Below are 14,500 nucleotides of genomic sequence, written 5' to 3'. Positions count from 1 at the left end.
GTACTGCTTCAACGAATAAGACTATTTAGACATAAATTCGATAACTAATTTTCGCTAAACGTGAAGCTTGTATACCCTGCCCCTGATTCGTTCCCCATTCGTAATAAATTAACAAATGATCACGACCAAAGACCATGCCTGCGATACCTATATTAAATAATTTTCCAATTCCAACCGTTGAACTCCTTGAAATAGTGGCAGAGCCAAAAGGCCGCCATCGATGAGTATAAGTTTCCATGTAGGTTTGACCAAAAGAAAAAGTCAAACCAAATTCATTAAAATCAGCGGGGATTAAGAAATTCACATTGGGTTGGATGTTCTCTGGAACCAATTTAAGAACGCTGCCTCTGAGCAATTGCGTTGTTTTATGGTAATAATCTGTAACCACTCCATAGGGTGTTATGGTCCAGTCTGGGTAGGAATCCCAGAATTTATGCTCATAACGTAGAGTAATTTGAGTCCCATTCGCCAGATGCTGTCCTCCTTGGGTGTAAAAAAAGTTTTGCCTAAAATTTCCTGAAATAAAATCTTTTTTAAGAAGACGATAATAAAAATCCAAATCTAAATTGTTTTTTCTTCCGCCAACTAGCATACCAGCCGTATCATCTGCAGGCTGATGGTATCCTAGAGTGGCAGTTAATTCCAAATTGCTCAAAGCGGTATAGGTTCTTGTTATTTTGGCAGTAAAAAAAGAGCTCAGGTTATTACGATAGCCTAGATCAAGATCTAAGTAACCGCGTCGTTGCCTGGTGCTTATTTTTACTCCAGCGCGCTCATCCTTACTGGGCACTGTTCTCAATACCTGATTGGTGGTGGTCGTTATACTGCTATTGGTTTGATCCACTGAGGTCGTATTTTGACCCGGTAAATTATGCGTAAACCATACCGAATTATAGGGTGTTAAACTTAAACTAGGCATTAAAAAATAGGTATAAGACGCATTCGTCCTCGGGCCTACTACATTTCCATACTGATAATATTCCTGGCTAACGAATAAATTATCCGAATTTTTAAGCATTATGGGTGTAAAAAAATTATCATATAAATCTTGATCTTTTCGGTATCGCCTTAATGCCATGTAGGCATTCGTTTGTGCGTAGGGCAACGCATCAATTTCCATTGCAGCTCGCACGCGATCCCTGTAGGAAACAATTGCTTTTTTATCGCGCAAAATATCCCGCATTGCGGTGTGATCATGGCGAGCCAGAGCAATACTCAAGCGCGCCCATAAAGGGGGCTCTATTTTTTTCGCTTTATAATTCGAATAAATTGCTTTTGCTAAGGCGATATCATTATGCCCTAGAGCCCAAGTTAGCATCAGCAATTCAACATCTTTATTCTCATATTTTTCCAGCATGGATAATGCTACTGCTGTAGGATCACCAAATGCATTCCGCATCGATAATTTGACGTAATCAATCAATTGAACATAATTAGGAGGCTCTTTTTGATTTCTAAGCAAATTCAAATAAATGGGCCAAGCATAAACACTGACTTGTGCAGATTGAATATCATAAAATGAATTTTCTAAAATATCTTTAAATAGGATTAACCAATAAGGATTATTTTCATACTGTTTAAACTGATCATAAAATAAATTAAGGATTAATTTCGTCATTAATCGATTATCGAACCGGGCATACGTTTCTGCGTAAGGTCCCCATAACACTTGATTTTCAGGCAATTTTTGTTGCCATAATGGCAACATTTGTTTCAACAAAGCTAATTTATTTTTTTCAATCAGAAAATACATAAAATCAGCGGCTAAGGCTGGATCATGAGGTAGATAATTCATAGCATCCAAATAAGTCTGAAAAACAGTATTTTCATCTCCAAATTGGGTTTCATAATCAATTTTTGCACTCCAAAAAGTAGTCTCGTAGTGAAGCAATTTTAGAATTGACGGAGGCATTCGCGCTTCAAATTTTGGAAAATCGATACTCTGCTCTTTTTTCATCAAAGAAAAAATGACTGAAGCAAGATAATAATTATTGGGGTGTTGAGCTATCCCTTGCTTTGCATATTGGTAGGCTAAATTAGGCTCGCTTTTTGTTGTAATCTCAATAAGTCGGGAAAAAATTTCCATACTGGGTTTTTTTTCTTTTAAGAATTGTCGTCTACCGTATAGCTCATCTTGCGGCTTATTCGCTAAAAAGGAAATCACACTATAATCACCCCAAAAGCTTAATTTTTTAGGAGAGTTGTTTTGGCGTGCCAGAGCCATAACTCGTTCGGCCTCGGAAATATTTCCCTGATTCACATAAAGTTGTGCCATTCTCTCGGCAATCTCCGGGCGCATACCCACTAAAGCGCTTAATTTTTTTAGAATGTCTAGCTGTAGGACTGGCTCATCGATTACTTTATAGATTGTCGCTAATGTGTCCAAATAAAGCGTTTCTGGGATAGTGCTCCGATTTTTTTCGAGGATCTCCAGTAGCTTATTTATTTCGCCTAAGCGCAACATGATATCAATGTATTCATGCCAATTCGCTACCGATGTTTTACCTTCATTGAGATCAAATAAAAGGATTTCCGATAATGTCTTATCCGCATGAAGCTTTTTCGCCAAATCTCTTCCTTTGAGTTCGGCATTTTTATCATTAAAATTTTTCCATGAATATAAATACTGCTCTAAAGCGACATTCGGCTCCTGACTCCATATTGCGACTTGTGCAAGCCGCTCCCGCCATAATTTATTTTGAGGTTCTTGCTTTACTGCTGCCATGGCAACTGCATACGCTTTTTGCGGATTACCACTTTGGAGATACACGGTATACGCAAGATCATAAATCGCTTTATCGTACTTAATCATTTGTACGATTTGTTGCTTACTATCCCCCTTTTCGGGCAATACAAACTCAAATAACTCGCTTTGCTGTTTACCATCACCTTTTTTAGGAAGTATGACATTAAATAATTGTTTAGAATCGACTGATCCCACTTTTGTTGGTGAGGCAAAACTACAAGGTCCAATGGATTGAAAAAGGAAATTAAGTAAAAAGAAAGTGTGATACTTTTTTCGTCTCATGGTGCTGAACCTCGATAGTTCAGCTGTAAGAGCTGGTTAATGTATTGCTCAGCTGCTTTCTGCTGCCCAACCCTAAGAGCGAGTTTAGCAAGGTAAATTAAAGTATTTTTATCCTTTTCTAATCCATCAATGTTTTTTTGCGCAAACTCCAACGCTTTGCTTTCTACTCCCCCTGCACTTAAGCTATCCAGTGCTTTAGTATAATAAAGCCTTTTTTCATCGATTGAGGTACTCTTCTGCATCGCGGTAAGGTAAAAATTGGCACTTCCTTGATAATCCTTAATGTATAATGCAGCCCTTCCGGCTTTTGCGTAGAAAGCAATGGATTGTGTCCCTGGCAAAAGCGTGATTTTTCGATAAAGTTCATTCGCTAAAGCAGGTTGTTCATAAGCAAGAGCGCTATCGGCTAACTCAATCAATTCACTAGAAGTTAATTGTGGGGATTGCGCAAGAATCCCTCGGAGTGATTTTAAAATCGCCTCTTTTTCTTTACGAGGAAGACTTTTTTCTTTCAGCTGAAAAGCTTCAATGCTGATAATTTTGTAATAAAGCCAGAGAGTACGCCATTGAAATTGGGTGTTGGGTTTAAAGGTAACAAGGGGAGCTATCGTTTTTTTAGCATCCTCGATTTGCCCTACTTGGAATTGTTGTTGCGCAAGATTCCATCTTAAATTCATATCCTTTGGGTTATTTTCCACTAAATTCTTCAAATAACTTATCGATACCGCACTCGGTTCTTTATTTTGAAGTAACGTGTTAATAAATAATTTTTTAGGAAAAAGAAAAAGCAAAAAGCCAATAAACAATAATACAAAAAGGAGCATTTGCCACCAACCAAAACTCTTCCTTTTTTTATTCGCATTGAATGGAGAATTCATGTGTCACTCCTTCAGCGAATTCGTAGTATTTTTGATCACCTTTTTGGGATTTATGAGGAATTCTTTTTTTCCCCTCCCATAATGAACAATGGCTTACGTTTGCAAATGTAAATTTTGGCGGCAAATATCCTTCCAGAGCAAAATCAATTCCATTTTTTCTTCTCACAAAGCGAGTCACTCTGGCAGTCGAGTTAATTAAATAAGGGATGGTCGGTGGTTTAGCAGTAAGACGTAAAAACGAGTTCCCCCCCGGACCGAGATGAATATAATGGTCATTATTATAAGCGCTATAGCCTATCACATTAGTACTGCCAATAACGTCCGGGTATCCCATTGACTTAGGGACGCGCAACTCTCTTAACGAATCCCCTGTAATAAATGACCAACCATCTCCTTTTTTTGCCATCATTAAGTTTAAAAAATCCTGCGTTTTATTAAAATAATCAGAAACATAAATATTCATAATAGGCTGCGACAGAGCCCATTTATAAATTTCGTGTAAAGCCTTAATACCTCCGGGTCGTTGGACAGTGTAAAAATGGAAATAAATGTCGATGGGTTTTAAACGGCGTGGACTATCAGTAAGCTCAAGTGCATGGATAATATTAATTAAAGAATAAAATCGTGCATTCAAAGCAATCGTTTCATTATCATTTCCTATCGGTGCAAATACCTGAAAATAAGGTCCTTCAAAAAGACCTAAAGAAGAGACCTGGGTTAAAGAGTTTTTAGATTTTGTAATTAATTTTCCTGGATTTAAATTCGCTAACCCTAATTGATAAGCGTACTTTAATGCTTCTTCAGGCACATCGCCTTCCCCAGACCATAAAAAAACTTTACACTTTTTTCCCGGGGGAACCAAATTCTTGTTGATGTACTCCACTGAGCCCACCACTTCGGTATGCACATTAAATTTATAATTAGGGATTCTTAATGTGTAGGGATTCGGCTTATTTCCCTTATACCGTTCGGCTTCATACCAAATAAAAGGATGGCTATAGGTATGACTTGCTACTTCAACATAAGGAAGAGTAAAAATCTTTCGAGCAATTTTTTCTAACTCTGGTGATAACTCCGGATGTAACCCATTGGGGGCAATTTCTCCCTGGACAATGGATACGGTTGTAGGTACAGCATAGGGTTCTAAAAATTCCTTGCGAAATATTTCTCCTGTATAAGGTGCATTATACCATTCTCCTCGATTGGCAAAGCCATCACCGTCGATATGGATCATCATTAAGCGATTACCATTTTCAGAAGTGAGATCAGGCACGGGTTGCTCTGGCAGTTTTAACGCTTGGCTAAAAAATTTAAACGGATTGACCGTCCAGCGAAAAAAATCGCCGATATTCGGGAGTAAGATATTATTCGTTAAGTAATACCCGCCCCAGGGGGTAATCGCAGCCACATCAAATAGGTTGCCTCTATCATCCCTTGCTCGGAGTAAACTCGTCCCTTTTAAAAGTTTGAGTGATAGAAAATTTTCAGCAGTCACTAAAGGAGGAATTTCATAGCCCATCATAGGAGCCTGATAAACAACTTTTACCTTTCTAATAGGCATAGGATCATAGGTTACAGGCGCAGTTAGGCCAAACATTTTTATATTTTGATCTTCGGGAGGAAACCCGAAATCATTTAAAATCACGAGAGGTATTTTTTTCTCTAACAGCCCTTGATACCAATTTTTAAGCTCCATCTGCCTGCCAGGTAAAAGCCCACCAACCGCTACCACAACTCCTGCATACTCTTTTGCTGAAAGATCAGTGGGCAAAGGTTCAGCAAGATTCCGTAGCTCAGTAACATAGCCCATATAATTAAGAGGCATACTTACCGCAAAGGAAAGATAAGAACCTATTTTTTGATCAACATTTCCAACCTCGCCTTGATAAAATAATAGTATTTTGCGGGGCAAGGCATCAAAGTCCGATAAATAAATCTGATTAAGGGAACCGTCAGTAATCCAGGGATTAAACCCCAAATCAGCGATTTTCTTTGCAGCCGCTTTCGCTTCATTAGCTTCTTTAGGGGGTAGGTAATCTACCACTGTCACAGGAATTCCCATATTTTTAACGGCGTATAACGCTTTCAGTAAATTTTCTCTGTCTTTTTCAGGGACTTTAAAATATTCCTTTTTTAGGTTATTCCAACCATTAAACAATGACTCAGCAACAACGCCATCGACCAAGGGCTTGATTTCGGGTAAAACTTCAAATCCGCGATTCAGAATCAATCGTGCTTCAGGGTATTTTGCCTTAATTGCTCGGATTATTGCGATAATTCCCTCTTGCTGCTTTTTCATTTTTTGCGGATCTTCAGAAGCTATTCGGTAAGAATCCAGAGTATCTAAAAAAAAGCCTCGATACCCTTTTTCCCAAAGCGGAGTAATGATTTGATTAATAAAAAAGGCCTGCCAAGCAGGATTGGATTGATCCAAAACCAGCGATTGCCAATTTTTGTTATTGGCAATCACCCAATTTTTATCAATAGGTTTTCCGTATTGATTCAAATTTATTGCTTCGCCAAGGGATGCGTAGGCATAAACTTTTCGATCTGCGGTTGCAAGAACATGCGGGTCTAAACCGCTACTGGGTTCGATCACCACGTTTTTGAAAAGCCGTAACTTTGCCAAAGGAGGATGAGGACCGTAATAAAAAGCTAAATTATAGTTGGAAGAAAACTCAGCCAGGCTGTTCGCTGAGTAGAAGAAAATAAACAGCAATACTGTAAACCGTAAGCAGCTATTAACTAAAAAAACAAACCTTGTTGTAATACAATCCATCATCCCTTAAGTCCAACTGTATTTCGGCTGCGATTAAAAGTGCGGTTTTATTGGTCGACACCACACAGTCAAGCGGCGAGACATGAGGAGTGAAAGTAAGTTCTCAGCTTACACTTCTAACCCTGCCCTCGCATTTCTCTTATCATTTCAACCAAAAATCCTTTTGGCCATTCCCCTATATTGCTCCATCAAAGAAAAAAAGTCTATTCGATCAATCACTTTTTGCTGGTTTTTCTATTCTCCTTAAAAACGATTGACTCATTAATTAAGACCCTTCAGTCTCTTTTCCAAATTTCGGCGTATAATCTATATATGATTTCTATCCCCGACAGTTTAGCCTGGGCACATCCTCTCGTTCGTGACTGGTTTACTAACAAATACAATTCCCCTACTGAACCACAGGAGCAAGGATGGCCCTCGATTTTGGCAGGCCTTACTACACTCATTTCTGCACCTACAGGCTCAGGAAAGACATTTGCTGCTTTTTTGATTTGTATTGATCAATTAGTCAGGCAATCCTTAATGGATTTACCCGATCAAACCAGCGTGGTCTATATTTCGCCATTAAAAGCATTGACAAATGACATTCAAAAAAACTTGCTAGAACCCCTTGAAGAAATTCAGAGGCTAGCCAAAGAACGTGGCTTGCTCATGAAAGAAATTCAAGTTGCAGTAAGAACGGGAGACACACTGGCTAAAGACAGACAAGCCATGTTAAAAAAACCCCCTCATATTCTTGTTACCACCCCCGAATCGTTTTATTTATTGCTTACGGCAGAAAAAAGCCGCGCCATTCTTAAAGACATTAAAACAGTGATTGTCGATGAAATTCATGCTCTAGCCAATAACAAACGGGGCTCTCATTTATCGCTATCGCTTGAACGACTTGAAGCAATTAGCTTACAAAAACCAGTACGAATCGGTTTATCAGCAACGCAAAAGCCCCTTGAACTTGTTGCTGATTTTCTTGCGGGTACAGCTGGCCCGCGCCCTGTGATTGTGAATATTCGTCATAATCGACATTTGGAACTTAAAATTGAAACACCTGAAACCGAATTAGGCCCTGTGGCCACTAACGAGATGTGGGATCAAATTTATGATCGTATTGCCGCATTAGCCCAGCAAAATCGCTCCACCTTAGTGTTTGCCAACACGAGGCGCTTAGCTGAGCGTGTGGCTCATCATTTATCAGAACGATTAGACAAGGAAAAGGTTGCAGCCCACCATGGCAGTTTGTCGCGCAAATTGCGTCTGAAAGCAGAAACGCAATTAAAAGCGGGCAAATTACAAGTACTCGTTGCCACCGCCTCTTTGGAATTAGGAATTGATATTGGAACCGTGGATTTAGTCTGCCAGCTTGGTTCTCCCCGCTCAATCGCCATCGCCTTACAGCGCATCGGCCGAGCAGGACACTGGCGTGGCGCTGTTTCCAAAGGCATCTTTTTCGCGACAACGTGTGATGAGTTATTGGAATGCGCTGCTTTAGTCTATGCCATTCGCACAGGCGATCTCGATCGATTACTCATTCCAGAAGAGCCATTGGATATTTTAGCCCAGCAAATGGTTGCATGTTGCGCAACTAATGACTGGTCTGAAGAAGAATTATTTAATTTGATCAAGAAGAGTTACCCTTATAGAAACTTATCGCGCGACACATTCACCGCTTTGTTGCAGATGCTCTCAGAAGGAATTGCAGGCTCGCGAGGACGCTATGGCGCTTACCTATTCCGAGATCAAGTGAATGGTATTGTTAAGGCACGGCGTGGCAGCCGCTTGGCCGCCATTACCAGTGGCGGTGCTATTCCCGACAATAGTTTATTTAAAGTCATCACCGAGTCAACCGGTGTGGTTGTGGGCACACTGGATGAAGATTTTGCCATTGAAAGTAATCGAGGAGATGTTATTTTGCTCGGTAATACCTCTTGGCAAATCAAACGCATTGAAAGCGCAAAAGGACGCGTTATCGTTGAAGATGCACATGGCGCTCCACCGAGCGTGCCCTTCTGGCTGGGCGAAGCCCCATCAAGAACGGATGAGCTTTCTTTGCAGGTCTCCAATCTGCGTAAGAAAATTCAGGAGATGTTATATCGCCCCGAGCAAAGCGAGGTTCCTATCAACACACAAGAGATCCCTCACTGCGTTCGGGACGACAACACACCCCCTATCACCCCGAGCCAAGCGAGGGACCTCCCGACTCTTGACAATACCTCTCCCACGAAGGACCTCGCGAGAAAGGAGATCCCTCACTGCGTTCGGAACGACAATACCACTGTCATCCTGAGCAAAAGCGAAGGACCTCCCGACTCTTGGCAACAACCCCATCAAGGCGATCCCTCACTACGTTCGGACCACCGTCATCCCGAGCAAAAGCGAAGGACCTCCCCACTCTTGGCAAGAGCTCCATCAAGGAGATCCCTCACTACGTTCGAGACGACAATACCACCGTCATCCCGAGCAAAAGCGAGGGACCTCCCCACTCTTGGCAATAACCTCAAAGAGTCCTCTCACACCACACAAGACTGGCTAGTTACCCATTGTGGTCTGAATGATAATGGAGCCCAACAAATCGTCAACTATATCCAAACAGGACGAGCCATTTTAGGCACAGTCCCCACTCAAGGGACGATTATTGCTGAACGGTTTTTTGATGAATCCGGAGGGATGCAACTTATTATCCACTCCCCTTTTGGGGCACGAATTAATAAAGCTTGGGGGCTTGCTTTGAGAAAACGCTTTTGTCGTTCGTTTAATTTCGAACTGCAAGCTGCAGCAACCGATAATGGCATAGCAATTTCTCTCGCAGAACAACACAGCTTTCCTCTAGCTGATGTATTTCATTTCCTCCACCCGAATACCTTGCGCCACGTTTTAATCCAGGCTGTCTTACAATCACCTATTTTTACCACACGATGGCGCTGGGACGCGCTGCGCGCGCTAGCAATCGTGCGGTTTCGCGGCGGGCGAAAAGTACCTCCTGCCATTTTGCGTATGCTTGCTGATGATCTTTTAGCTGCCGTGTTTCCAGATGTTGCCGCATGCCAGGATAATTTGGCAGGACAAGACATTGAACTCCCCGATCATCCTCTGATCAATGAAACCCTCAAAGACTGTTTAACCGAAGCGCTCGATATTGAGGGATTGATCAACGTTTTAAACCAAATTGTGGAAGAAAAAATTCAATGTATAGCGATTGATACCCCCACCCCTTCAGTCTTTTCTCATGAAATATTAAACGCCAATCCTTATGCGTTTCTTGATGATGCGCCATTAGAAGAGCGAAGGGCAAGAGCAGTTGAAATGCGTCGAGTACTACCTGAATCATTGCTGCAAAAAATAGGTCAATTAAATCCGGCAGCAATCAGTGAAGTACAACAACAAGCCTGGCCAGATATCCGCAACGAGGATGAATTACATGATGTTTTACAAACCCTGATTGCCCTGCCAACGAATATTTGTTTAAAGCCAAAAGACGGATGTAGTGAGCTATTACATTTAAATGATTACCGAAACGCACCACTTTCTTGGGAGGTTTTTTTTACCGAACTCTCTACTCAAGGACGAGCTGGAAAAGCGTCTGTTAATCAGCAATTATTCTGGGTGGCCACAGAGAAAATACGCACTTTTCAATGCATTTATCCTGAAGCAATCCTTCATTGTGACCTTAAATTGATTGAGCAGGCTAAATTAGAGCGCGAAGAAGCCCTTATCGAAATGCTACGCGGATGGCTGCAATACCTTGGGCCCACAACTAAAAATGAACTGGCTGAACTCCTGTGCTTGGATGTGAATGATGTTGAAAAAACGCTTTTAAGACTGGAATCCACAGGATTAATCCTACGAGGCCACTTTAGAGCCACAAACCAACTTGAATGGTGTGAGAGGCGATTGCTCGCACGAATTCATGGCCTGACGCTTGGAATTCTTCGAAAAGAAATAGAACCTGTTACCGCCATGCAATTCATGAATTGGTTATTAACTTGGCAACATCTCGCACCAGGCTCACAATTGCGAGGTGAGCAAGGTTTGCTAGAAGTGATTAAGCAACTGCAAGGTTATGAAGTACCAGCCAATGCCTGGGAGAAATGCATTTTTACCAAACGCATTAAAGATTACGACAAAGATTGGCTTGATCATCTTTGTTTTACAGGAGTCATTGGCTGGGGACGCATTTCCCCCCATCCGGCCATGACCTCCTCATTCGATGAAGCACTCCAACTTAAACGGATTTTGCCAACCAGTGTGACACCTATTACTTTTTTTGTACGTGATGACGCTGCTTGGATGGCTGGCATACCCCAAGTTAATCCAAACGATTTACACGTTTTGAGCCATACTGCGCAAAGTATTTATCATTTCCTAAAAGAAAATGGCGCATCATTTTTTATCGATATTGTAGAGGGGATTGGTGACCTTAAAACGCAAATTGAGCTAGGATTATGGGAGCTGGTGGCAGCTGGCCTTATTACTGCCGATGCGTTTGACAATTTACGTGCACTCATTGATCCCCATCGCCGCTCAGGTAGAAGAGGTCGTCGTCTTCACTATCGTCAAGCTGCCGGACGTTGGTCTTTGCTAAAACCCCGGAAATTCACGGATTCCACACCACCGATTGAAGCAATCTGTACCATGCTGCTAAAACGATATGGTGTTTGTTTTCGCGAGCTACTGGTCAAAGAAAAAATCGCTCCAAGTTGGCGAGATTTACTGACCGTTTTTCGGCGCATGGAAGCCAAAGGAGAAATCAGAGGCGGCCGATTTGTAAGCGGATTTGCTGGCGAACAATTTGCCCTATCCTATGCCGTGGATTCGTTACGTGCTTTTAAGAAAAGGGAATTTACCAAAGAACCCATTGACTTTTTTGCTGTGGATCCACTGAATTTAGTGGGTCAGATTTTACCCGGGAAAAAGGTGCCGGCATTATCAAAAAATCGCGTCACTATTGGCAAGAGTTGATGACGTAAGATGGGTATCGCAATACCTAAAACATACCGCGCTTCCCCGATACCCGTTAACACTGCAAGGATAAATAGTCTATAATTTCAAATACCTCTAGCTAGCTAGGATATTTGCTATGGATAAAGGTGCTACCGCTCTAGTTAAGGCATTCCTTTTAGGAACCAGTTTAACGCTCCCCTCAGTCAGTCTCGCTTTACCTTATGACATCTGTTCAGACTTATCCAGTTGCCAACCATTAGCTAATCAAGGAAATTCGGAGGCTCAATTCAATATGGGTGCGATGTATGATCAAGGCTTAAGTGGAATAAGTAAAGATCCGACAGAAGCCGCCAAATGGTATGAACGCGCGGCCAATCAAGGAAATGTTTCAGCAATGATCGCATTAGGCGACCTTTATTATGATGGCGTTGGTGTTCCTAAAGATTATGCACGCGCAGTAAAATGGTATAAAAATGCGGCAGAGCAAGGATCAGCAAAAGGGCAAGAATACCTAGGTTACGCTTATGAGAAGGGAGAAGGCATAGAACAAGATTATGCAAAAGCCATACTTTGGTACACCAAAGCGGCCAATCAGGGAAACACGGCTTCAATGATCTCTCTTGGAAATTTTTACTATAACGGCAATGGCGTTTCGCGCGATTACTCTCAAGCTTTAAAATGGTACCAACAAGCTGCAGATTTAGGATCCCCTATGGGACAAGATTTAGTCGGCTATGCCTATGACCATGGTGAAGGGGTCGCTCAAGATTATACGCAAGCAATGAATTGGTATATGAAAGCCGCCAGAGGGGGGAATACTTTTGCGTTGTATAACATTGGTAAGCTCTATAAAGACGGTTTAGGCGTACCTAGAGATAATATTCAAGCCTACGGCTGGTTTGCTGCTGCTTCAGCTGCCGTGCCTAACAATAAAAATTATCAGAGCGCTAAAAATGATGCTTATACTTTAGTTCCACCTGACAAACGTCCACAAGCTGAGCAAGCTGCTCAAAGTTTAATTGATAAATACGTAAATTTCTAACCATAAAGCCAGTGATAATAAGCGATAGATTGGGCGAAAGCCCAATCTTACACGTGATAGACTTTGGTGAGAACAATAAGTTCATCCCGGGAATAATATCAGGAGTTTTCTTCTTTCGTTTTCGTTTTTAATAGATCTCTAATTTCCGTGAGGAGGGACTCTTCTTTGGTTAAGTTTTCTGCCTCTTCTTCTCGCTTATGTTGCAAAATATTGATGAATTTAATAACAATAAAAATAGAGAAGGCAATAATAGCGAAATCAATTACAGTTTGAAGAAATAACCCCCATTTTACTATCGCTTCACCGATCTTGAAGGATTTATCGGAAATGTTAATCCCACCTAGCAATAATCCGATTAAAGGCATGATGATTCCATCAACGAGAGAGGAAACAATTTTGCCAAAAGCCCCTCCGATCACGACAGCAACCGCAAGATCCACCACATTTCCGCGCATAGCAAATTGCTTAAATTCACTCCAAAAGCTCATCGAATAACTCCATTTATTGTTTAGGATGATGAATTACAATTTACCCAGCGCCGCAACACAATCGGGTTGTGTTAATTCCACGGGTGGAATCACGCGCGACTCGTCACAGCTATCGACCTCAAGTCGAAAAACACTATGTAAAGCACGCACGCCCTCATCCAACATCGCCGCATCAATTAACACGGATATCTTAATTTCCGAAGTGGCAATGAGTTGAATATTAATTCCTTTTGATGCCAATGTTCTGAACATGATAGAAGCGACTTCAGGATGGCTTTTCAGTCCCGCACCGACAAGGGATAGTTTTGCCAAACCATTTGCTCCAATCACTGCATTAGCCCCTAAATCCTTAACAAGTTGATTTAATTTTTCCATGGTAAGCTGATATTCATCGCGGTGAACAGTGAATGTAAAATCTGTCTTGTCATTCGCAGATAAGTGCTGAACAATCATATCGATGTTCACCCCTATTTCACTGATCTCAGTTAAAATACCCGAAGCAAGCCCTGGCTTATCAGGGACACCCGTCAAAGTAATTTTTGCTTCATTGCGGCTAAAGGCAATGCCAGTGACCATGGGTGCTTCCATACTGTTTTTTTGCTGATAAGTAATTAAAGTGCCTGGGCCCTCTTGTGCGGAGGAAAGAACGCGTAATGGAATATTATACTTGCCGGCAAATTCAACGGCACGAATTTGCAGTACCTTTGCCCCTAAACTCGATAACTCTAACATTTCTTCAAAGGTAATCTGCTCTAATCGTTTTGCGTCAGGAACAATTCGCGGATCCGTCGTATAAACACCATCCACATCGGTATAAATTTGACATTCGTCAGCGTTTAAAGCTGCCGCAATAGCAACAGCGGTTGTGTCTGAGCCGCCTCGTCCAAGCGTGGTAATATTGCCCTCTTTATCTATTCCCTGAAATCCTGCAATGACTACGACTTTGTCATGCTCAAGATCGTTCAATATAGGAGAGGTATCTATCGCTTGTATACGTGCTTTTTTAAACTGACTGCAAGTTTGGATGCGGGCCTGTCCACCGGTATAAGAGCGGGCATTAATGCCGCGATTAATCAAAGCCATGGCCATTAATGCCATAGAAACTTGTTCACCCGTCGCAACAAGGGCTGCATACTCTCTTTCATTAGGACATTCACTGATCTCGCTTGCCAAACCAATTAATCTATCCGTTTCTCCACTCATAGCGGACACAATTACAACCACTTTATGACCAGATTGTTTTGCCTTTGCCACCAAATCTGCCGCATGATTAATATGCTTAAGTGTAGCCAGCGACGTTCCCCCGAATTTTTGCACTAATAATGCCATTTTCAGCGCCCCGTCTAATAT

Annotated in this window: 7 protein-coding genes; 2 read left to right on the top strand and 5 right to left on the bottom strand. The window is 41.7% G+C overall.

The features are described from left to right. Positions 1 to 25: 25 nt before the first annotated feature. The 3 genes from B5D33_RS00880 to B5D33_RS00870 are packed head-to-tail and all read right to left on the bottom strand — an operon-like array spanning position 26 to position 6,688. Positions 26 to 3,028: a tetratricopeptide repeat protein gene (locus B5D33_RS00880; protein ID WP_058452431.1), complete on the bottom strand. Its 3,003-nt coding sequence runs from the start codon at positions 3,026 to 3,028 to the stop codon at positions 26 to 28. Beyond that, a complete protein-coding gene (locus B5D33_RS00875; protein ID WP_058452430.1) occupies positions 3,025 to 3,906 on the bottom strand; it encodes a tetratricopeptide repeat protein in 882 nt (293 codons plus the stop codon). Before B5D33_RS00875 ends, B5D33_RS00880 begins: the two co-directional genes overlap by 4 nt. Beyond that, positions 3,881 to 6,688 carry a bifunctional glycoside hydrolase/polysaccharide deacetylase family protein gene (locus tag B5D33_RS00870; protein WP_058452429.1) on the bottom strand — a complete coding sequence of 936 codons (2,808 nt, stop codon included), beginning with the start codon at positions 6,686 to 6,688 and terminating at the stop codon, positions 3,881 to 3,883. Before B5D33_RS00870 ends, B5D33_RS00875 begins: the two co-directional genes overlap by 26 nt. 309 nt (positions 6,689 to 6,997) lie before the next feature. Here B5D33_RS00870 and B5D33_RS16770 point away from each other — a divergent pair, with 309 nt between their 5' ends. Together B5D33_RS16770 and B5D33_RS00860 are read left to right on the top strand one after the other, a co-directional pair. Further along, positions 6,998 to 11,638 carry a DEAD/DEAH box helicase gene (locus B5D33_RS16770; RefSeq protein ID WP_234802419.1) on the top strand — a complete coding sequence of 1,547 codons (4,641 nt, stop codon included), beginning with the start codon at positions 6,998 to 7,000 and terminating at the stop codon, positions 11,636 to 11,638. A 118-nt stretch (positions 11,639 to 11,756) separates the two neighbouring features. Beyond that, positions 11,757 to 12,662: a tetratricopeptide repeat protein gene (locus tag B5D33_RS00860; RefSeq protein WP_058452428.1), complete on the top strand. Its 906-nt coding sequence runs from the start codon at positions 11,757 to 11,759 to the stop codon at positions 12,660 to 12,662. A 98-nt stretch (positions 12,663 to 12,760) separates the two neighbouring features. Here B5D33_RS00860 and mscL read toward each other — a convergent pair whose 3' ends face one another. Further along, positions 12,761 to 13,150 (bottom strand): large conductance mechanosensitive channel protein MscL, encoded by a 390-nt coding sequence (gene mscL / locus B5D33_RS00855; protein ID WP_058452427.1) that lies wholly within the window; start codon positions 13,148 to 13,150, stop codon positions 12,761 to 12,763. A gap of 33 nt (positions 13,151 to 13,183) precedes the next feature. Beyond that, entirely contained in the window at positions 13,184 to 14,479 is a 1,296-nt protein-coding gene (locus B5D33_RS00850) for an aspartate kinase (RefSeq protein WP_065240009.1), read from the bottom strand. Between the last annotated feature and the right edge of the window lie 21 nt (positions 14,480 to 14,500).

It is taken from the genome of Legionella maceachernii (genome assembly GCF_900167045.1).
Lineage (GTDB): Bacteria > Pseudomonadota > Gammaproteobacteria > Legionellales > Legionellaceae > Tatlockia > Tatlockia maceachernii.
This window is presented reverse-complemented; position numbering and strand designations above follow the sequence as displayed.